At 31.0% G+C, this 20,098-nt stretch carries 20 protein-coding genes; 10 read left to right on the top strand and 10 right to left on the bottom strand.

Annotated elements, in window-relative coordinates; genetic code table 11:
• Nucleotides 1-87: 87 nt before the first annotated feature.
• Entirely contained in the window at nucleotides 88-660 is a 573-nt protein-coding gene (locus tag KTF99_RS11065; protein ID WP_003539038.1) for an ATP-dependent Clp protease proteolytic subunit, read from the bottom strand.
• 276 nt (nucleotides 661-936) lie between these two features.
• Between KTF99_RS11065 and gap the strand changes: the two genes are divergently transcribed.
• From gap to KTF99_RS11050, 3 genes are all read left to right on the top strand, one after another.
• Nucleotides 937-1,953: a type I glyceraldehyde-3-phosphate dehydrogenase gene (gene gap, locus KTF99_RS11060; protein ID WP_003539036.1), complete on the top strand. Its 1,017-nt coding sequence runs from the start codon at nucleotides 937-939 to the stop codon at nucleotides 1,951-1,953.
• Nucleotides 1,954-2,016: 63 nt separating this feature from the next.
• Entirely contained in the window at nucleotides 2,017-2,925 is a 909-nt protein-coding gene (locus tag KTF99_RS11055) for a ketopantoate reductase family protein (RefSeq protein ID WP_336244699.1), read from the top strand.
• A gap of 51 nt (nucleotides 2,926-2,976) precedes the next feature.
• Nucleotides 2,977-3,726 carry a hypothetical protein gene (locus KTF99_RS11050; protein WP_008792266.1) on the top strand — a complete coding sequence of 250 codons (750 nt, stop codon included), beginning with the start codon at nucleotides 2,977-2,979 and terminating at the stop codon, nucleotides 3,724-3,726.
• A 76-nt stretch (nucleotides 3,727-3,802) separates the two neighbouring features.
• Here KTF99_RS11050 and KTF99_RS11045 read toward each other — a convergent pair whose 3' ends face one another.
• From KTF99_RS11045 to KTF99_RS11020, 6 genes are all read right to left on the bottom strand, one after another.
• Nucleotides 3,803-4,495 (bottom strand): LrgB family protein, encoded by a 693-nt coding sequence (locus KTF99_RS11045; protein ID WP_008792265.1) that lies wholly within the window; start codon nucleotides 4,493-4,495, stop codon nucleotides 3,803-3,805.
• The gene (locus tag KTF99_RS11040) at nucleotides 4,488-4,850 is read right to left on the bottom strand and encodes a CidA/LrgA family protein (protein WP_008792264.1); all 363 of its coding nucleotides are present in this window, start codon (nucleotides 4,848-4,850) and stop codon (nucleotides 4,488-4,490) included. The genes KTF99_RS11045 and KTF99_RS11040 overlap by 8 nt, the downstream gene beginning before the upstream one ends.
• Nucleotides 4,851-5,379: 529 nt before the next feature.
• Nucleotides 5,380-7,599: a bifunctional diguanylate cyclase/phosphodiesterase gene (locus tag KTF99_RS11035; RefSeq protein WP_029481789.1), complete on the bottom strand. Its 2,220-nt coding sequence runs from the start codon at nucleotides 7,597-7,599 to the stop codon at nucleotides 5,380-5,382.
• 11 nt (nucleotides 7,600-7,610) lie between these two features.
• The gene (locus tag KTF99_RS11030; RefSeq protein ID WP_029481786.1) at nucleotides 7,611-8,873 is read right to left on the bottom strand and encodes an ABC transporter substrate-binding protein; all 1,263 of its coding nucleotides are present in this window, start codon (nucleotides 8,871-8,873) and stop codon (nucleotides 7,611-7,613) included.
• 164 nt (nucleotides 8,874-9,037) lie between these two features.
• Entirely contained in the window at nucleotides 9,038-10,357 is a 1,320-nt protein-coding gene (locus KTF99_RS11025) for a coiled-coil domain-containing protein (RefSeq protein WP_254210142.1), read from the bottom strand.
• 190 nt (nucleotides 10,358-10,547) lie between these two features.
• Nucleotides 10,548-11,750 (bottom strand): C40 family peptidase, encoded by a 1,203-nt coding sequence (locus KTF99_RS11020; RefSeq protein WP_008792262.1) that lies wholly within the window; start codon nucleotides 11,748-11,750, stop codon nucleotides 10,548-10,550.
• A gap of 182 nt (nucleotides 11,751-11,932) precedes the next feature.
• Here KTF99_RS11020 and KTF99_RS11015 point away from each other — a divergent pair, with 182 nt between their 5' ends.
• Nucleotides 11,933-12,943, top strand: coding sequence for a glycoside hydrolase family 25 protein (locus tag KTF99_RS11015; protein ID WP_008792261.1), 1,011 nt, complete (start codon nucleotides 11,933-11,935; stop codon nucleotides 12,941-12,943).
• 1 nt (nucleotide 12,944) lies between these two features.
• On the opposite strand, the gene KTF99_RS11010 is transcribed toward KTF99_RS11015, so the two are convergent.
• On the bottom strand, nucleotides 12,945-13,445 hold the full coding sequence (locus KTF99_RS11010; RefSeq protein WP_020994597.1) for a ferritin-like domain-containing protein: 501 nt from the start codon (nucleotides 13,443-13,445) through the stop codon (nucleotides 12,945-12,947).
• Between the two features lie 589 nt (nucleotides 13,446-14,034).
• On the opposite strand from KTF99_RS11010, the gene KTF99_RS11005 reads away from it, so the two are divergent.
• A complete protein-coding gene (locus tag KTF99_RS11005; protein ID WP_022007885.1) occupies nucleotides 14,035-14,844 on the top strand; it encodes an alpha/beta fold hydrolase in 810 nt (269 codons plus the stop codon).
• Between the two features lie 22 nt (nucleotides 14,845-14,866).
• Here KTF99_RS11005 and KTF99_RS11000 read toward each other — a convergent pair whose 3' ends face one another.
• Nucleotides 14,867-15,361 (bottom strand): GNAT family N-acetyltransferase, encoded by a 495-nt coding sequence (locus tag KTF99_RS11000; RefSeq protein ID WP_003539007.1) that lies wholly within the window; start codon nucleotides 15,359-15,361, stop codon nucleotides 14,867-14,869.
• A gap of 116 nt (nucleotides 15,362-15,477) precedes the next feature.
• Between KTF99_RS11000 and KTF99_RS10995 the strand changes: the two genes are divergently transcribed.
• Nucleotides 15,478-16,260, top strand: coding sequence for an HD domain-containing protein (locus KTF99_RS10995; RefSeq protein ID WP_029481785.1), 783 nt, complete (start codon nucleotides 15,478-15,480; stop codon nucleotides 16,258-16,260).
• A gap of 359 nt (nucleotides 16,261-16,619) precedes the next feature.
• Nucleotides 16,620-16,802 (top strand): hypothetical protein, encoded by a 183-nt coding sequence (locus KTF99_RS10990; protein WP_147333902.1) that lies wholly within the window; start codon nucleotides 16,620-16,622, stop codon nucleotides 16,800-16,802.
• Between the two features lie 75 nt (nucleotides 16,803-16,877).
• Here KTF99_RS10990 and KTF99_RS10985 read toward each other — a convergent pair whose 3' ends face one another.
• On the bottom strand, nucleotides 16,878-17,771 hold the full coding sequence (locus KTF99_RS10985) for an SPL family radical SAM protein (protein ID WP_003539000.1): 894 nt from the start codon (nucleotides 17,769-17,771) through the stop codon (nucleotides 16,878-16,880).
• Between the two features lie 211 nt (nucleotides 17,772-17,982).
• On the opposite strand from KTF99_RS10985, the gene acpP reads away from it, so the two are divergent.
• The 3 genes from acpP (at nucleotide 17,983) to KTF99_RS10970 (ending at nucleotide 20,098) form a co-directional block, all read left to right on the top strand.
• Complete coding sequence (acpP, locus tag KTF99_RS10980; RefSeq protein WP_003538999.1) at nucleotides 17,983-18,210, top strand: acyl carrier protein; 228 nt, start codon at nucleotides 17,983-17,985, stop codon at nucleotides 18,208-18,210.
• Nucleotides 18,211-18,296: 86 nt separating this feature from the next.
• A complete protein-coding gene (gene accB, locus KTF99_RS10975; RefSeq protein ID WP_003538997.1) occupies nucleotides 18,297-18,740 on the top strand; it encodes an acetyl-CoA carboxylase biotin carboxyl carrier protein in 444 nt (147 codons plus the stop codon).
• 5 nt (nucleotides 18,741-18,745) lie between these two features.
• Nucleotides 18,746-20,098 (top strand): acetyl-CoA carboxylase biotin carboxylase subunit, encoded by a 1,353-nt coding sequence (locus KTF99_RS10970; protein ID WP_003538995.1) that lies wholly within the window; start codon nucleotides 18,746-18,748, stop codon nucleotides 20,096-20,098.

The raw sequence follows: 20,098 nt of genomic DNA, 5'->3' as shown, positions 1-20,098 counted from the left end.
GCATAATTTTTTTAAAACTAAATTTAAACGTGTCCAGAAAACTGGGTACACATCATTTTTTGGGGTTCACTTCATAAGTTGGTCGTTTTAAATAACTTCATCAATTAAGCCGTATTCAAGCGCTTCATCAGGTTCTAAAAAGTGATCACGATCAGTATCGATAACAATTTTATCTATGGGCTGATTTGTATTTTTACTAAGAATTAAATTTAATTTTTCCTTTTGTTTTAAGATTCGTTTGGCACTAATTTCAATATCACTCGCTTGTCCTTCAAAAGCTCCTAATGGCTGATGAATCATAATTTCACTATTAGGTAAACTACAACGCTTACCTTTAGCTCCGGCACTGAGTAAAAAGGCAGCCATACTAGCAGCCATCCCAATTACGATTGTTGAAACGTCACATTTGATAAAGTTCATTGTATCATAGATTGCCATTCCCGCATTGATACTGCCACCTGGGGAATTAATATACATAAAAATATCAGCATTGTTATCTAATGATTCTAAATAGAGAAGCTGACCAACAATACTGCTGGACATCTTATCATCAATAGTACCGGTTAATAAGATGATCCGGTCTTCTAATAGTCGTGAATATATATCATAAGCATATTCACGTTGGTTTGTTTTTTCAATTACTGTAGGAACTAAATGCATTATCTTACCTCCACATTTAAGTATAGTAATTAAAATAATAATTATTCATTTAAGCCTATAAAAGGCAAGAAAGATTGCGGTAAAACTAGGCTTATAAAAGTCACTAAATTTATATTATAAAAGAATAATGTTAGATTTTGTTCCATTAAAGTTAAATTTATGAATCTTTTGTGAAATATTTAATTTTTTTCAATGAAACCCGTTACATTAGTTGCTTTTCTTGCCTTTCTGGAATATAATATGAGCATAAAGAACATTCAAGGAGGAATATAAAGAATGGCAGTAAAAGTAGCAATTAACGGATTTGGACGTATCGGACGTCTTGCATTCAGACAAATGTTTGGTGCTGAAGGATATGAAGTTGTAGCAATCAACGATTTAACTGATCCTAAAATGTTAGCACATTTATTAAAATATGATTCAGCACAAGGTAGATATGCATTAGCTGATAAAGTTGAAGCTGGTGAAAATTCAATCACTGTTGATGGAAAAGAAATTAAAATCTATAGTGAAGCAGATGCTTCTAAATTACCTTGGGGTGAAATCGGTGTAGATGTAGTATTAGAATGTACTGGTTTCTATGTATCTAAAGCTAAATCTCAAGCTCATATTGATGCAGGAGCTAAAAAAGTTGTTATCTCTGCACCAGCAGGAAATGACTTACCAACAGTTGTATTCGGAGTAAACGAAAATATCTTAACTGCTGATGATACAATCATCTCTGCAGCATCTTGTACAACTAACTGTTTAGCACCAATGGCTAACGCTTTAAATAACTTAGCTAAAATTAAATCTGGTATCATGTTAACAGTACATGCTTACACAGGTGACCAAATGGTATTAGACGGACCTCATAGAAAAGGTGACTTAAGAAGAGCTCGTGCAGCTGCAGTAAATATCGTACCTAACTCAACTGGTGCAGCAAAAGCTATCGGATTAGTTATCCCTGAATTAAACGGAAAATTAATTGGTTCTGCTCAACGTGTACCTGTTCCTACTGGATCAACTACAATCTTAACTTCAGTTGTTGAAGGTGAAGTTACAGTTGAAGAAGTAAATGCAGCTATGAAAGCAGCAGCTACTCCATCATTTGGATATACTGAAGAACAATTAGTTTCTTCTGATATTATTGGAATTAACTATGGTTCATTATTTGATGCAACTCAAACTATGGTTAAACCAATGGACAACGGAACTACTGAAGTTCAAACAGTTGCTTGGTATGATAATGAAAATTCATATACTTCTAACATGGTTAGAACAATCAAATATTTCGCTGAATTATCTAAATAATTAATTGAAACTTGATGCAAAAGCTGGTCATTGATCAGCTTTTTTCTTATGGAGGATATTATTGTGATCAAACGAGTTGGAATTATTGGGATGGGTGCTTTAGGAATGTTATATGGAGATTTTATTGCAAAAAACATTACTAGAGAAGCAGTGACATTTATAGTTGATGAAAAAAGGAAAAAAGCATATCAGGAAACTGTATTTACAATAAATGGTGAGAAAGTTTTATTTAATTTAGTTGAGTATTTTAATGCCGTTCCATTTGATTTAATAATCATAGCAGTAAAAGGGACTGCTTTAGAGGAAGCAATAAAGGAAATTAAGAAATGTGTTGATAAAAATACAATAATAATTTCTGTTTTAAATGGGATTGACAGTGAAAAGGTTATTAGTGAATACTATGGGAGAGAAAAAGTAATTTATGCGGTTGCTCAGGGAATGGATGCAATGAAGTTTGGAACATCTCTAAAGTACACTAAAGAAGGACAGCTCTTATTGGGAATCACTGATTTCAAGCAAAAAGATAAGTTGGATAAGCTTACTAGCTTCTTCGATCAAGCAAAAATTAATTATGAAGTTAAAGGCGATATTTTACATAGTATGTGGGCTAAATTCATGTTGAATGTTGGGATAAATCAGACTTGTATGGCATATAATACCAATTATAGTGGTGCTTTAATGCCGGGGGAAGCAAATGATACCTTGATTGCAGCAATGAAGGAAATTATTGAGTTGTCACATTACGAGGGAGTTGATCTAACTGAAACGGATTTGAAGCATTATATTGAGATAATTAGGACTTTGGATCCTCTGGGTTTACCATCAATGGCTCAAGATGCAAAAGTACGTCGTTACAGTAAAGTTGAAATGTTTGCTGGAACAGTAATTTCTTTGGCATCAAAGCATAAACTAAAAGTACCAACAAATGAATTTTTATATAAGCGAATAAGGGGCATTGAAAATAGTTATTAAAATGAATATTTAATGCTGCTAAGAAATTATAAAGAAAGAGGAGTATTAATTATGGCTAAATTTGGATATGTTAAAATCGTCTCAGGACAAGCAGCAAGACGAATTGGAAGGTTTATTGGCTGGGATGAAAAAGGGGTTAAAGCAAAAGTGGCTTTTGGTTATGATACTGATATTTTACCATATACTAATTATCATTTTTTTAGCGTCAATAGCATTACTAACAATATTACAAAACAGGACTTAGTCGATCGATATTTTGAACTTTCCCAAGCCTTAAAAGCAATTGATTTACGTGCACACCCTAAAATAAAGAAATATACAGCTGAACATACAAGTATAATTACTGAATGTAATTTGGTTCGGCATTTACTTCAAGTTTTTTTTGATTTAAAAAATCTAACTTTAAAAAATAAAGAAAAAAATATTACTTTATTAACTAATACAAGTAACATAATGTGGATAAATGAATTTGCTTTAGAATTAGAGATTCGTGGGTTTCAAGTTGGAATTCTTAATCATGAAATTATTAAAGATAATTTTAATGATGAACTTAAATATGCATTAGAGGTTTGTGATCATTATATTTTTATTGAAGAATACAATCATCAGGAATTAAAATATATAAAAGAAAATCTTAGTAGCGTTTATCAAAGTCTTACTGTAGTTGTTGAAACAGCTGTAGATGAGGACTATGAAAATGGTTATCTTTATTTTGATGAACCATTTACTGATCGGTTTGAGCAATCATTACAGCGTTTGGTTGAGCGCTTAGAAAGTCCAGAGACATATAGTCAGATATAATAAAAAGAAATCCCTTTACTCGTTTTGATATGGATTATCCAGTACATATCATTTTATTTGAATAAAGGGTTATTTTTTATAATAAATTTGCCATTAATGGTGCAATGATTACAGTTAATAATCCAGCAATAACAATTGATAAACTACTCATAGCTCCTTCAATTTCTCCAAATTCTAAAGCTTTTGATGTTCCAATCGCATGGGCACTATTACCAAGGGCTAAACCGATTGCAACAGGATGCTTAATTTTAAATAATTTACAAATACTTTTAGCAATGATAGCACCAAGGATACCAGTAATAATAACAATTCCAACTGTAATGGTTGAATTACCGCCTAGTTTATCAGAAACACCAATTGCGATTGCTGTTGTAATTGATTTTGGTAAAAGTGAATAATAAATTACAGGATCGGCTTTCATAATTAAACACATTATAAAAATGGAAACAATTCCGGCAAGACAACCACTAAATAAACTGATTAAAATAGCATCTAAATGTTTAATTAATATTTGCACTTGTTTATAAAGTGGTACCGCCAAACAAACAGTAGCTGGGGTCAATAAAAAAGTAATGAATTGAGCTCCCTTATTATATGTATCAAAATCAATATCAAAAATGATTAATATACCAATTGAAATAACAGCACTGATCAATAAAGGATTAAAAATTGGGTAGGGCAATAATTTTCTTATTTGAACTGCAATCCAATATGATAATAGACTGATAACAATCCCAAAATATACTGTTTCAAGCAAAAAACTATCCATTATCATTATCCTCCTTTCGTTCAATGATTACTTGTGCAACTTTTCCTGTAACGATCATAACAACGATGGTACTAATTAAAGTGACAATTCCAATAACTAGGAGATCTTTAATAATAGCATTACCAACGTTGATTAGACTAACAGCAGAAGGAACAAATAAAACGGGCATGATTAAGATCAGCCAATCAGCTACTTCCTCGATTTGATTTAATTTAATTACTCTAGTAAATAAACAAATTAGCATTATTGCTAAACCATAAACGCTTGCCGGTATTGGCAATGGCAATAACAATCCCAACAATTCCCCAATAAATGAGATTGTCATAATAATTAAAAATTGATGTACATACTTCACACTATCCCTCTTTTCTTGTAGATTATAGCACTAAAATAAAAATTATTAAATCTCTAATATCAATGTTATCGTTTTCAATTAAAATAAAAAATATCTGGTCTTTAAAAGCTGCTAATTTTAAAGACTATTTAATATAAATATTAAAAATTATTGACGTTATAGTTATAGAAAAGTATACAGTTTGATGAAAAAGATGGTATTGATATGAATAACGAATATTTTATTAGATTGATTTGATGATATTATGATGTAGTAAACCTTTTATAATTATAATGAAGGGATAATAATTTTGAAAACAAGTTTTCTTTGTACTATCAAATTTTAGAATATTATTAGATAAAGAGTATTATTGATCGTTTTTTGAAAAAATGTTTCTATGGAAAGAATAATTGTTATATGATATTTAGCGAGATATTGCTAACTCAATAAATAAAGATAATACGCTGTTTTTGGGTGCATATCTAAGAAAATGTTAAAAAATTCCTACTTTCGAGTCTGCAACTCTAAAAATAGGAATCTAATTAAAAAGTTATTTTTCTTGATTTATAAGCAGTTGTTCAAATTCTTTGATTGGTCGTGGCTTAGAAAAGATATATCCTTGGATCATATCACAATCAATCATTTTTAAAAATTCCAATTGGCTTGGGGTTTCGACACCTTCAGCAACTGTTTTAATATTAATAGTTTTAGCCATTTCAACAATAGCTTTGATGATTTCTTGACTTCTTTGAATATCATAACTGTTGATTAAGAAAAGCCGGTCTAATTTTATGACTTCAAATGGTAAGTCTTTTAAAGAATTTAATGATGAGTAACCTGAACCAAAATCGTCGATTGAACAAGTAAAGCCATTATTTTGTAGTTCAATGATAATGTTTCTAATTCTTTCAATATTATCAAGTAAAATGTTTTCGGTTATTTCTAATTCAACTAATTTATCAGGTAAACTATATTTATTTTTTATTTTACTGTAGCGTTCAATAAAGTCATCTTGATAAAGATGTAATCTAGAAATATTAATCGATATAGGAACATTTGGCAGGTTTTCGATAATTCGTTGATAGAGAAACTTACAAACACTTTCAAATATATATTCATCCATTTTAAGAATAAAGCCATTTTGTTCAAAGATTGGAATGAATTCACCAGGCATAATGAGATTTCCTGATGGCTCAAGCCAACGAACTAGAGCTTCAGCTCCTAACATGACTTGTCCATTTGGCGCATACTTTGGTTGTAGATAGAATGTAAATTCGTTATTCAGTAAAGCGGACTCCATGTTATTTTCAATCTCTACTTTTCTAATCATTTGATCATGCATTTTAGAATTATAGAAGTAATAGTTATTGGTTTGGCCAGGTATATATGCATTTAAAGCGAGGTGACTACAGTCAATTAGACCATCAATACCTGAGATTGTTTGATCATCTTCATAGCAGCATATACCAATTTTAACTATAGTATTATTTTTATTATCAAGTGATTCTAAAAGATTACAAAATTTTTGATTGATTTCTTGGCATAAGTTTTCCAGTTCGGTTTTATCATGATATGACTGCATGATTAAAAAATTATCGGCATTTACTCGGCACGTAAGTCCTGGGGCTATGACCAATTTTTTTAAAATATTTGCCAGCTGCGTTAAGATCTTATCACCATATTTATAACCATATAATTCATTAATTATTTTAAAGTCATTAATATCTAAATACAGAACTGCAAGAAGAGTATGATTACGTTCCAAAAATAATTTTTCCCCCTCTGTTTTAAACTTTTGATAATTATAGAGCATGGTCAAATGATCATAAAAAGCTAAGTTCTCTAACATTCTTTTGTGTTTACGGCTATCACGGATATATAGCAAAACAACACAGCTGATTGCACCAGCAATACCACTACATAAAATTATGGAGGAAATAATAATGTTATTGGCCTGCTTCATGATTACACTATTAGGAATAATTGAAATAATAAACCAGTGATTGTTTTGTTGTAATGGAACATAGCAAAATACATTGGAACTATCTTGATAATTAAATAAGGCAACACCTTTATCTCTTTTAGATAAAGATGCTTTAAATGATTCAATGGTTTTTGCATCATTACCAGACAGATCGATTAAATCAAATAAGTTTTTAAAAGTACGATTTGAGTTACGATGTTTGGAACGAATTAAAATTTCACCATTATCTTTAACAATATATGAAAAACCTAAATCGTTATAAAACGAAAGTGAGAAGTTTTCAATAATAAAACTTAATTGAGTTTCTTTGACAATGACACTTTGACTATCGCTTGTTTTTACATAAGTTGCAAAAGTCTTAATACCTGTTTTTGAATTAAGATAGGGCTCTAAAAATCCTTGTGAATTATTATCAGCTTTTATTTGCTGAAACAACTGTTCATCACCTAACGGATAATTACCATTTTCATCATAGTAGCAGTCATTGGTATAGTCGATATATAAATATTTAGCTTCTTCACGATTAGATAGATGCTGGAGATACTGCGGAATCTTAGTTTGTAGATAGGCAATATTAGTAAGGATGTTTTGGGAGTTAGTCATTTCTTTAGTCATATAGACATTAAAGGCTTTTTCCTCCTGAGAGGTTGTTTCTAAAATATCATTGATTGACTTATCCCAAAGAGAATCTTGAACATAATTAACATAAATGAACATGGAAAAAACAACAAAAATCACAGCACTAATTCCCCTGACAATCATTAACGATATTTTTTTATTTTTCATTGGAATCATCCTCACTGTTCATAATTTTTGATTATTTCTAATGCACTATCAATACTGTTTCCTGTTAATAATTGGGTGATTCCGTCATGGGTAAGTGACCAAAGGGGAAGATTTATATTTGAATCACTGCCTAGAATTGTTTTCTCTGAGGTTAAATAAGGGCTTAATTCTTGAATCTTAGGATCATCAGCAATACGTTGTTCTTTCAGAGGACTAAAAGAGGACTGACTATTTACAAATTTCCACATCACATCTTCTTGACTTAAATATTCAATAAATTTTTTTGCTTCAGTAATATGTGGACCTTTAGCATTAATACATACACGGGTATCAATATTTGAAACTAGAATTGCTCCATCGTCTAAAATTGGATAAGGGTAAACTTTAAAATTTAAATCTGGTGAACTTTTTTCAACTCGAACAGAGGCCCAGGCACCAGTTAACATAAAAGGATTTTTATTTTCTTCAAACTGTATTAGATCGTCTGCAGTTTTTTCTGTTTTTAAAGTTGTGGCTGCATCAATGAATTTATTGTCGATTAACTGTTTAACATATTGATATCCTTCTTTAAGATAATTACAAAGAATGCTAGGATCTTGATTTAGTGAAGCGATTATTCTATCCTTTTCAGGTGATTGATAGATGGGATAAAGACCTTTAGCAAGAGCAATTGTTTTTAGAGAAATATCATTATTAGCGATGATCGGAGTAATTCCTTGCTCAATAAAATATTGACAAACAGCCATAAATTCTTGATTATTTTTAGGAACTGACTGATGATGTTTTTCTAGTAAATCAAGATTGCAATATAATCCAAATGCTGAAATAGAAGTTGGAATATAGGGGATCGTATTATCTGGTTGCACCATTTGTTCCAATGAGTTTGTGTTAAAGTTTTTTATTGTTTTTAGCTTTGATAAATCTTCAAAATAATTATAATTAGTTAATTGCTGTAAATTATCTTCATCGATCATAAAAATGTCATCATAGTTATTAGAGGCCAAACGTTTTTTTAGTATCTCATAATACTCAGTTCCTTTCACACTTTCATAGGTAATGGTAATATTGGGATTTTTATCCATATAAGCTTGTAAAATTTCTTCGATTGCAACAACATTAATTGCTTCCGTTTTATATCCATAAAAATTTAGTTCAATCTGATCATTATTATTTGTATCAACAATATTTATTGATTTAGCTTGACAGCTGGTATTAAAAATTATTAATAAAAAGACTAATAAGTAATGAAAGAGGGATATTATCTTTGCTTTCATGCTCATTTCCCTCCTTTGTTTTCTAACTTTAATTATAGCATAGTAAATTTTAAATAGGATATAAATATAACATAACGATCATATATTATTTGGATAATTATCGCCTAAAATAAAAAAGGACAAGTATTGTAGTGAACTACAAAATTTGTCCTTTAAAATATCTATTATTTACTAACACGTCTAATTGTACTTATTCTACTATAGTAATATGATCCTGGTTCAATTGAAGATACTTTAACATAAGCTTTTGGATTATCACCGTGTGTTGATGAATCACCACCACCGGCATGAACCATTGATCTGGAACCATCGCTGTTTACAACAATGATTCCAATATGATAAGCTGGACTACCAAAACATACTAAATCACCAGTTTTAGAGTTTGCAAAACTTACAGCTGACCATTTTCTGGAGTAACCAGCAGCAGTATCTCGACCACCACTAACACCTGCTTGTTTTAATGACCAATATACTAAACCAGAACAGTCAAAGTATGTGGGACCTTGAGCTCCCCACCAATAACGCGATCCTAATTTAGCATAAGCAGCAGCATAGATTTTTTCACCAAGATTATCTGATGTGCTAGAATCATTATTATTGTTTCCGCCATTGTTGTTATTTCCAGAATCGCTATTGTTATTATTGTTGTTGTTACCACCGGAATTATTATTGTTTCCACCATTATCAGGTTTTGGAGGCGGTGGTGTAGGAGTTGGAGTTTCATATGCTTCTTCATTAAATTTTTTAATTGCAGCATCCAGGGTTTCAGTCATTTCACCATAATCATAAATCGTGTTTTGAGTAGATGCAATTGATTTGTTTTGTTCCTCTAACAAAGCTGTATATTTTGTTTTTAATGTTTTTTGTTCTTCTTGCTGAATAACTAAAGTGGCTTTAGCTTCTTCTAAAATAGTTTGTTGTTGTTCAACTTCTTTTCTTTGTTTATTAAGTTCTTCAATCAACTCTTTATCACTTTGTGTAAGTTCGTTATAACCGTCGATTCTTGAGAACATTTCCGTGAAGTTGCTTGCACCAAAAATAAAGTTAATATATGTATTTTCATTTGCATAAGATTGCATTGCATACATACGATCTTTTAATAATTGAGTATTCTTTTCAATACTTGCTTGAAGATTGGCAATAGTTGTATTTAAATACTCAATTTCAGCTTCTTTATCGCTGATTTGTTTATTAACTTCATCTAATTGTTTTTGAACGCTTTCTAGTGTTGTTTTAGTGTCACTAGCAGCCTCTTTTTGTTCGGCCAATTTTTTAGTTAATTCAGAATTTTTAGTTTTAAGATACTTGTTGAATGCTTCACAAGTTGATTTGTTACTACTAGATAAATTCGAAGATGAGCATAATGTCATATATTTACTTTCATTACCATCAAATTCATCGGCTGCCACAGGGGCTGCATAATAACATGCACTTGTTACTATTGTCAGCGTTAAAGCTGTAGATATAACTTTTTTTATTTTCATACAATCACCTCGATACATAGTAATTATCCTATATTTTTCTTAATAAGTAAATACTAATTTAGATTTTTTCTAAGGATATAAAGCTAATTTTCTAAAAAACATCACATTTGTTATGGAAATAATGAAATTAATTTATGAATTTCATATATATGTGATAAAAAAGATGAGCAAGCTTGCTCATCTAATTGTATTAATACAATCTACGAACGTCATACCATTCTTTTTGCCAATATGAATAACCAAGATCCGCTACTTGAACAGGTTTACCTGTTTGTGGAGCATGAACCATGTTACCACCACCGATATAAATACCGACATGGTGAATTCCGCTGGTACTTCCATTACTGCTAAATAAGATGATATCTCCGGCCTGCATGTTATTACGAGAAACAGATACACCTTTACTAGCTAGCGATTTGGTATTATTAGAACCAATGTTGACACCTGATTGATAATAAGCCCAGTTGACTAAACCTGAGCAGTCAAATGCAGTGTGGTTTGGATTAGCGATTTCAGACATGCTGTGACATCCACCCCATACATACATATAACCAACGCGAGTTAAAGCCTTTTGTGCAATTGCGTTTCCAACTGCAGAATCACCAGAAACAACGCTTCCGCCAGAAACTTGTGATTTTTCAGTAGCAGCTAATAGTGCAGCGATATTATCAGTGATTTTTTGACTTGAATCGGCCGCTTGAGCAGCTGCTTTTTCTTGCGCAATCAAATCAGCGTTTTGTTTTTCAAATAGAGCTTGATATTCTTGTTGTAGTGCCTGCTTTGATGATTTTTGACTTTCAATATTAGCTTTGGCAGTAACAACCGTAGCTTTTTGTGTTTCTACTTGTTCTTTTTCATCAGCTAGTTGTGCAACTAATTCATCATCATATGATGTTATTTCATTAACGCTGTCAATTCGGGCAAACATATCAGTGAAGCTAGAAGCCCCGAAGATAAAGTCAATATATGAATTATTGTTATTGTATGATTGCATTGAATACATACGTTCTTTTACTTCTTCTTCTTTTTTAGCTATACTTGCTTCTAAATTTGAAATTGAAGTTTGTAAATATTCAATTTCTTTTTGTTTTTCAGCAATTTGATCATTTAATGCACTAATTTCACTTGAGATACTATTCAAACTATTTTGAGTATCAGATACTTTGCTTTTTGAATCACTTACTTGAGATTTCAATTCTTTATTTTTATTTTTCAAGTATGTATTGAATTCTTTACAAGTGTTCAAGTTATTAGTTGAAAGATTTGAAGATGAGCATAATTTCATGTACTTATCTTCTTGCCCGGAAAAATCAGTTGCCTGAACAGGAGTGGGAATAGTTACTAATGAAAGCATTGTACAGACTCCTAAGGCAGTGACGAATACTTTTTTCATTTCATCGACCTCCAATTTATATATATTATTTAGTTTTATATTCAGTTTTAAAGATGGCGTATTTAATCCATACCAATGTGATTATAACATAATATTCATTGTTTCGCATTAAAATGATAAAAAAGTCTAGAAAGTCACACATTTTTGACAATTGCTCATATATTATTAATGGAGGTGGAAGAATGACGACACATGGAATTGATGTCTCACAATATCAGGGGGTAATTGATTGGGAAATTGTTCAAGATCGAGTTGATTTTGCAATTCTTAGATGTGGTTTTGGTCAAGATCGAACAGATCAAGATGATCGTTTGTTTAAAAGAAATGCAGACGAGTGTACACGATTAGGAATACCGTTTGGTGTTTACTTATATTCATATGCTAAAAATAGTAGTGATGCTAGAGGGGAAGCACAACATGTTTTACGTCTAGTGAAAAACTATAAGATGGCATATCCAGTGTATTATGATTTAGAAGATAATAATACGACTGGAAAGCAATCAAATGATGTGATTGCAAATATCGCTAAAACATTTGCTGATGAATTAGAAGCCAATGGATATTATGTTGGGATGTATGCTTCACTATACTGGTGGAACACTAAATTAACGGATCCGATTTTTGATAATTATACACGGTGGGTTGCTAACTATGCTGCTGAGTTAAATTATGATAAACCGTATGATATGTGGCAATATAGTTCGACTGGATGGGTTCAAGGGGTACCAACAATTGTTGATATGAATTATTGTTATGCTGATTTTCCAGCTATTATTAAACGTGCAGGTAAGAATAATTTTGATATTGATACAGCAGTGGAACAATATAAATTAGGTGATACAGTAAGATTTAGCTATGTCTTTTTAACTAGTGAATCTTCTAATCCGTTACGGCCATATCGTAATGTTGGAAAGATAACTCGAATTGTAAAAAATACTCGAAATCCTTATTTAATAGGTAATGATCAAGGCTGGGTCAATGACCAGGTAATTGAAGGTAGGGTAAGCTATTTGTCAAATCCTAATTATGTTGGAGATAGTTTAGTTGGAGCCCTTCAGCAAATTAATGTTGATACAAGTTTTGAAAATCGACAACATTTAGCAAAACTTAATGGAATTACTAATTATGTAGGTAGTGCGGCGCAAAATTTACAATTATTGCAATTATTAAAAGAAGGAAAACTAATTAGTTAGATTATCTAACTAATTTAGTTTCCCATTCTTTTAAAACCTTGATATGCAGTTCTTCATCTTCAATGATTCGATTTAAAATCGCAACAATATAGGGATCTTTGATGACGCTAGCTTGATACATATACTTATCAATTGCCTGATATTCAGCGTCTATTGCTGTTTTTAGTACTTCCTCTAGTGAATTAGGATAATTTAAATATGATGGTGACCAATAAGTACATTGATCATTTAGACAGCTCCACCAGCGGGGGTCTAAACCTAATTCTAAGGCAAGGGTCATGAAGATGTCTAAATGATGCATCTCGACCATAGAAATATTTAAAAATGTTTTTTTTAGTTCTAAAAAATCTTCGCCAGCAATACTATGGTTATAAATATATTGACAAATTGCAGATGTTTCAGAATTCATCCCACCGACATTATCAAGGATCATTAAACCATAAGTTTCATTTGGCACAGTTACTTTTATTTCGGGGTAAGGCTTATTTACTTTAGTATCCATGTTCTTCACCTCATATAAAAATATGCTGAATACAATAAGATATGAATACAAATGAAATAATTTTTACACTTAAAGATATAAATATTGAAAATAACTAAGATAATAGTCAAAATTATTGTAATTATCAAGTTACTAACAGAAATATTATATGTCATAGTAATATTTCTGTTAGTAAAAAGAATAATGGGGTTATAGTCGCTCAAGCTATTAAAATCATTTAAAAACAAGCTGAGAATAAGGAATGTTTCAACTTACAAGAGACCACTATAATTATTTTTTATGCGAACATTCCTTAAGAAAATTAATCCGATGTTAAATATACCAAATACTCATAAGGCTATTAATGCAATTAAAAGATTAGCGATAGTACTGGTAAAATAATAACAACTATACCCATAGATAATAATTGCACTGATGATATATATTAATATTCTCACTCCAATATCACAATATAATTTATCAAAATTAATGATAGCGAATCATAGTAAATATTGATTAACTTAATCGACTGCTGGTATACAAAAATTAATAATTAAAATAAGGTTATAATATTATTGAGCTTACATAGAATATGATGAGGGGGGATTATGTGTTTTATCTAAAATCATCAGATAATGCCAAATTAGCGGTAGAGGATATTAATCCAGCTCATCAAAAGACAGTAGTTTTAGTGCATGGCTGGCCAATTTGCCAAGAAATGTATGAATATCAAAAAGATATTTTAAACGATTGTCGATACCGCATCATTAGTTATGATATTCGTGGATTAGGAATGTCACAAGTCATGGGTAGGGGCTATGATTATGACCAATTAGCGATAGATCTGCATAGTGTTTTAATAACCTTAAATGTCCATAATGTGACATTAGTAGGATTTTCAATAGGTGGGGCGATTTGTGTTCGTTATATGAGTAAATTTGGAAAAGAACGAGTAAGTAAACTAGTTTTGGCTGGTGCTGCAGTGCCTTCATATACTCGTACAATTCATAATCCCGAAGGACAAAGTATCGATGCGGTAAATCAACTGATTGAGCAGTGTTATACTAATCGACCTAAAATGGTTCATGATTTCGGACAAAATGTTTTTGCATTAAATCATGGCAGTGAATTTATGAACTGGTTTACATCAATTTGTTTAAAGGGATCAGGAATAGGAACGATCCAAACAGCAATTTCTTTACGAGATGAAGATGTGTATCAAGATTTGTTTGAGATTAAGGTCACTACTTTAATCATGCATGGAGTGCTTGATAAAATTTGTCCTTTTTCGTTTGCTTTAATCATGCATGAATGTATAGAAGATTCGATTTTATGCAAGTTTGAATATAGTGGACATGGGATTTTTTATGATGAACGAGAACGTTTTAATCAAGTATTGATTGATTTTATTGAACAATAAAACCTGCACTTTGTAATGCAGGTTAAAGAATTTTTTCATATGCTCGTCGAGTTTCTTTATTTTCTAAATAAATAGTGCCACAATATTCAAATCCATATTTAATCAAGAAACGCTGCATCGAAAGATTATCATCATGAGTATCCATACGGATACTTGGTTTTTTAGGATAAAGTTTTAATCCTTCATCAATAATGATTTTTGCCAGGCCTTTACCTTTTTGATCATTTCGTATCGCGATGCGATGAACTACAATGTATGCATTATCTTGAAGCCATTTCCCTTCTATATAATTATAACTAGGTTCAAGCTCTTTAGAGATCATCGCAGTTGCGACTATTTCTCCGTTATCTTCAAGCACATAAGCTTCATGGCGGCTAATATCATTAATAATAGTTAATTCATCAGGATAACCATCTTGCCATTGGTTGATTCCTTGCTCTTTAAAATATACTTTAGCTTGATTGATAATTGTCATGACAGCGGTTAAATCATTAGTAGTAGTTAATCTTAATTTCATCTAATCACATCCTTGTTTATTAATATAACATAACCATATAAAAATAGAAATTACTATTTAGAAAATAGTAGAGAAATGCTGTTAAAGAGCATATAATGATAGCTGGAGGTGGTTAGATGATAGATTTAAAAAATGCTAAAAGATTGTTTGATGAATATGTAGCGAATTATGATAAAAATAATCCTAAAGTTGCCTTAAAGATAGAACATACTTATCGTGTTATGGAGGCCTCAAAAAATGTTGCAGTGAGTCTCGGGTTAGATCAAGATGAAATAGACTTAGCATCATTAATTGGATTATTACATGATATTGGGAGATTTGAACAATTAAAACGTTATAATTGTTTTATTGATAGTAAAACAATTGATCATGCATTATTAGGTGTTCAAATTTTATTTGATGATAATTTAATTAGTAAATTTGATATTGATCAAAAAGATTATCCACTGATCTACAAAGCTATTTTTAATCATAATAAATATAAAATTGCTGAGGGATTAAGTGAACATGAGATGCTCCACTGTAAAATAATTCGTGATGCTGACAAAATCGATATCTTTAAAACAGGTTTGTTAGAAACGTTCGAAGCATTTTTGGATGCTGGACAAGAGATTTTAGAAAATGACATCATTACTGAATCGATATATGAAACATTTATGAATAGTGAATCAATTCTTAGTACCACTCGTAAAACTGACTTGGATCGCTGGGTATCCTTTTTGGCCTTGATATTTGATTTGAATTATCAGTATAGTTGTAATTATGTTTATCAACAAGATTATATTACAAAATTAGTTAAACGACTTAATTATCAAAATAGTGATACTTTTAAGAAGATGTTAAATATAATGAACCATGCTAATGAATATTTAAAAGAAAAGAGTGATCTTAATAATTAAGATCACTTTTTTGAGGAAAGTTAATGATAAAAATAGAGGATGCATATAAAGAATTTAATACTTATGTCAGTGAATATGATTTCGATGTCTCTTTATTATTTTAAGATAGGTTGATTGAAAAATTTAGTGATATTTATAATAATGAGCAAATTATTTATAAAGCAATCAAAAAGCACAATAAATATGTGATTTGAATGGGATTAGATACTCATGAATTACTGCATGCAAAGATTATCCGTGATGCTAACAAAATCGATAAGCTGGAAATTAATCTACTCTCCCGCTAGAAACAATTTATTATAAGGGAAAAGAAGAAATAGAAAAACAATTGATTAGTGAGAGCAGTGTACCAGTCATTTTTGAATCATGAAATGATTTTAAGCAGCTGTCGGCAAAATGATTTAGATATTTGGTTACCACATTTAGTATTTGTATTTGATTTGAATTTTAAATATAGTTTTCAAGAGGTTTTAAAACACCAATATATTGATAATTTGTATAAACGTTTAGACTATCAAAACATTGATACTAAAAAAAGATGAGTATTATCTATTAAGTGGTAATGAATTATACATATGAACATGCTAAATAGTCCAGAAGATCTTCTGGACTATTTTTTAAAATAAACTCAATTGTTCCGATGATGCAGTTTGTTTATAACCATTTATAATATCTTCCATCTTATAAATGATATTATATTTGTGACATTCTTCAATAAATATATTTTTTAATTCATAAAGTCGTGGGCTGTTGCATAAATAAGTATTACCGAATTGTTTTATATAGCGTTCCTTACAGCCGGGAAATAAATGATCTAGCTGCGTATAGAAATAATCACGTTGATGATCTCGTAAAGTCACACCAAACATAGGATAAACAAAGCTGGCATTGGCTAAATGTGCGCGATAGATGATTTCTCGAATATTTTCAGGGGTATCGTTAATAAATGGCAAAATCGGTGTCATTAAAACCCCAGCATAAATATTGTGTTGGCGTAATTGTTTAATTGTTTCAAATCGTTTTGATGAAATTGAAACATTTGGTTCGATCAATTTTGCTAATGAATCATCACCACAAGTAATGGTCATACAAATTAGGACAGATTGTTTATCATTAATTTGTTTTATGAGTTCAAGATCGTTAATGAGCGTATGACTTTTAGTCGTTATCATTACACCAAAATTGGTTTGCTTTATTATTTTTAAAGCTTGATGAGTTATCTTTAATTGTTGTTCATAATGATTATAGGGATCAGACATGGCTCCAATTGCAATCACCCCTTTTCTTTTTTTAGAACAAAGTTCTTTAGAAAGTAGGGTGAGTACGTTATGTTTTACTTTAATTTGATCAAAGTTTGAGATTTGATAACAATCACTACGACTGTCACAATAAATACAACCGTGATGACATCCTTGGTAGAGATTCATGTTGTAGTCAAAACCAAACCAAAAATGATTTTTATCGGCTTTGTTTTGAATGATTGTCTTAGCTTTTATTTCGGGTATTTTCATTAATTGTGCCCTCCTAAAAAAGACTATAACATAAAAAAATGACGATTAAAACATAAAAAAAACGAAAAAAAATATTACTTGAAACACCTTGATTTTACTAGGTTTTGGGTTAATTCGACAGTCTTCGATAAAAGTTTTGAACATCAAACTATTTACAAATGTTTTGATTTTGTTATAATGTGACCGTAATATACACGAGGAGGAATATAACGTGGAATTTGAAAAAGTAAAAGAAATAATTGTTGATTCTTTAAGCTGTGATGAAGATGCAGTAACTTTAGAAGCTAACTTAAAAGAAGACTTAGATGCAGATTCATTAGATGCAGTTGAATTAATCATGGCAGTTGAAGAAGAATTTGATATTGAAATCCCTGATGATAAAGCAGCTGAAATTAAAACAGTTCAAGATATCGTAGATTATATCAAAGAAAATGCATAATAAATGCTGATTTTTATTACCCAGAATAGCTGGGTAATAATTTTTTTAAAAAATTACTTTGATATTCAAAATAAAGGAGAGTATTTATGAAAATAGATTTAGTAAAGCAACTTATAAATGAATTTGAAAACTCAGAAGTTTTTAAAATGAAAGTAGAGATAGATGATATTAAATTAGAATTAGAAAAAACGCCAGTAGCACCGGTAAATGTTGTAAGTACACCGGTAGTTTCTGCTCCAACGCCTACTTTAGCGCCAGTGGAGCAAGTAGCAGCTAATGAACCAGCAATCACCGGAACACCGGTTAAATCACCAATTGTTGGGGTTTATTATGCATCTAGTTCACCAACTGCTAAACCGTATGTAGAAGTAGGCACTAAAGTAAAAGCAGGACAGGTGTTGTGTATTGTTGAAGCAATGAAGGTAATGAATGAAATTAAAGCTCCAATTGATGGAACAGTAACATCAATCATGGCAAATACTGAAGATTTAGTTGAATTTGATCAAGTGTTAATGATCATTGAAGGGTAGTTAAGATGTTTAAGCGAATTTTAATTGCCAACCGTGGCGAAATCGCGGTAAGAATAATTCGAACATGCCAAGAATTAGGAATTGAAGCAGTTGCTGTTTATTCAAATGTTGATAGTACTTCATTGCATGTGCAATTGGCTGATCATGCGGTATGTATAGGTCCTGCCAAGGCAGCGGATAGTTATTTAAATATGAAAAATATTTTAAGTGTAGCGACTGCACTAGGTTGTGATGCAATTCATCCAGGATTTGGCTTTTTATCAGAAAACTCAACTTTTGCTCGTTTAGTAGAAGAATGTGGAATAACTTTTATTGGGCCTAGTGGCGATGTTATTGATATGATGGGAAATAAAAGTATGGCCCGTCAAAAAATGATTGAAGCAGGTGTGCCGGTAGTTCCTGGGAGTGATGGAAGTGTAAATACTTTACAAGAAGCTAAAGAAGTTGCAAATCAAATTGGTTATCCAGTTTTAATTAAAGCCTCAGCAGGTGGTGGTGGTCGTGGAATGCGAAAAGCCTTTAGCGAAGAAGAATTTGATGATGCTTATTTAACTGCTAAAGCAGAAGCTAAAGCATGTTTTGGTGATGATGATATGTATTTAGAAAAATTAATTTTAAATCCTAAACATATTGAATTTCAAATTTTAGCCGATAATTATGGAAATGTTATTCATTTAGGAGAACGCGATTGTTCTATTCAACGACGCAATCAGAAGATGATTGAAGAGGCACCAAGTAAAGCCTTAACGCCACTGCTCCGACAAAAAATGGGGGAAGATGCAGTTAAAGCGGCTAAAGGAGCAGGTTATCGCAATGCAGGAACGATTGAATATGTTTTAGATCAAGATGGAAATTATTATTTTATTGAAATGAATACTCGAATTCAAGTTGAGCATCCAATTACTGAAATGGTGACCGGGGTAGATTTAATTAGGGAACAGATTAGAATTGCTGCAAATCAAAAATTAACTTATAAACAAAGTGATATTCATTTAAATGGACATGCGATTGAATGCCGAATCAATGCTGAAAATCCACGTGAGGGATTCAGACCGTGTCCGGGAACTGTTAATAGTGTTCATTTACCAGGAGGTTTAGGGGTGAGAATTGATACAACTTTATATCAGGGGTATAAAGTTTCATCACATTATGATTCCATGATTGCTAAAGTTATTGTTCATGGTTCTAATCGCTTAGAAGCAATTAGAAGAATGCGTAGAGTTTTAGCTGAATTAGTTATTGACGGAATTGATACTAACCAAGAATTACAATATTTGATTTTACATACGGGAGAGTATGTAAAAGGAAATTTTGATACAAGTTTTATTGAAAATAACTTAGATAAGTTGGTGGGATAA

This window comes from Erysipelatoclostridium sp. MSK.7.34 (assembly GCF_019041935.1).
GTDB lineage: Bacteria > Bacillota_I > Bacilli_A > Erysipelotrichales > Coprobacillaceae > Thomasclavelia > Thomasclavelia ramosa.
Note: the sequence above shows the minus strand (reverse complement) of the source record. Positions and strands in the feature narration are given on the sequence as shown.

Coding starts and splice junctions, on each gene's coding strand:
- KTF99_RS11020 (WP_008792262.1), bottom strand. CDS start 11,750: ATGAAAAAAGTATTCGTCACTGCCTTAGGAGTCTGTACAATGCTTTCA.
- KTF99_RS11050 (WP_008792266.1), top strand. CDS start 2,977: ATGGCTAAATTTGGATATGTTAAAATCGTCTCAGGACAAGCAGCAAGA.
- KTF99_RS11025 (WP_254210142.1), bottom strand. CDS start 10,357: ATGAAAATAAAAAAAGTTATATCTACAGCTTTAACGCTGACAATAGTA.
- gap (WP_003539036.1), top strand. CDS start 937: ATGGCAGTAAAAGTAGCAATTAACGGATTTGGACGTATCGGACGTCTT.
- accB (WP_003538997.1), top strand. CDS start 18,297: ATGAAAATAGATTTAGTAAAGCAACTTATAAATGAATTTGAAAACTCA.
- KTF99_RS11065 (WP_003539038.1), bottom strand. CDS start 660: ATGCATTTAGTTCCTACAGTAATTGAAAAAACAAACCAACGTGAATAT.
- KTF99_RS11015 (WP_008792261.1), top strand. CDS start 11,933: ATGACGACACATGGAATTGATGTCTCACAATATCAGGGGGTAATTGAT.
- KTF99_RS11045 (WP_008792265.1), bottom strand. CDS start 4,495: ATGGATAGTTTTTTGCTTGAAACAGTATATTTTGGGATTGTTATCAGT.
- KTF99_RS11030 (WP_029481786.1), bottom strand. CDS start 8,873: ATGAAAGCAAAGATAATATCCCTCTTTCATTACTTATTAGTCTTTTTA.
- KTF99_RS10970 (WP_003538995.1), top strand. CDS start 18,746: ATGTTTAAGCGAATTTTAATTGCCAACCGTGGCGAAATCGCGGTAAGA.
- KTF99_RS11035 (WP_029481789.1), bottom strand. CDS start 7,599: ATGAAAAATAAAAAAATATCGTTAATGATTGTCAGGGGAATTAGTGCT.
- KTF99_RS10995 (WP_029481785.1), top strand. CDS start 15,478: ATGATAGATTTAAAAAATGCTAAAAGATTGTTTGATGAATATGTAGCG.
- KTF99_RS11000 (WP_003539007.1), bottom strand. CDS start 15,361: ATGAAATTAAGATTAACTACTACTAATGATTTAACCGCTGTCATGACA.
- KTF99_RS11010 (WP_020994597.1), bottom strand. CDS start 13,445: ATGGATACTAAAGTAAATAAGCCTTACCCCGAAATAAAAGTAACTGTG.
- KTF99_RS10985 (WP_003539000.1), bottom strand. CDS start 17,771: ATGAAAATACCCGAAATAAAAGCTAAGACAATCATTCAAAACAAAGCC.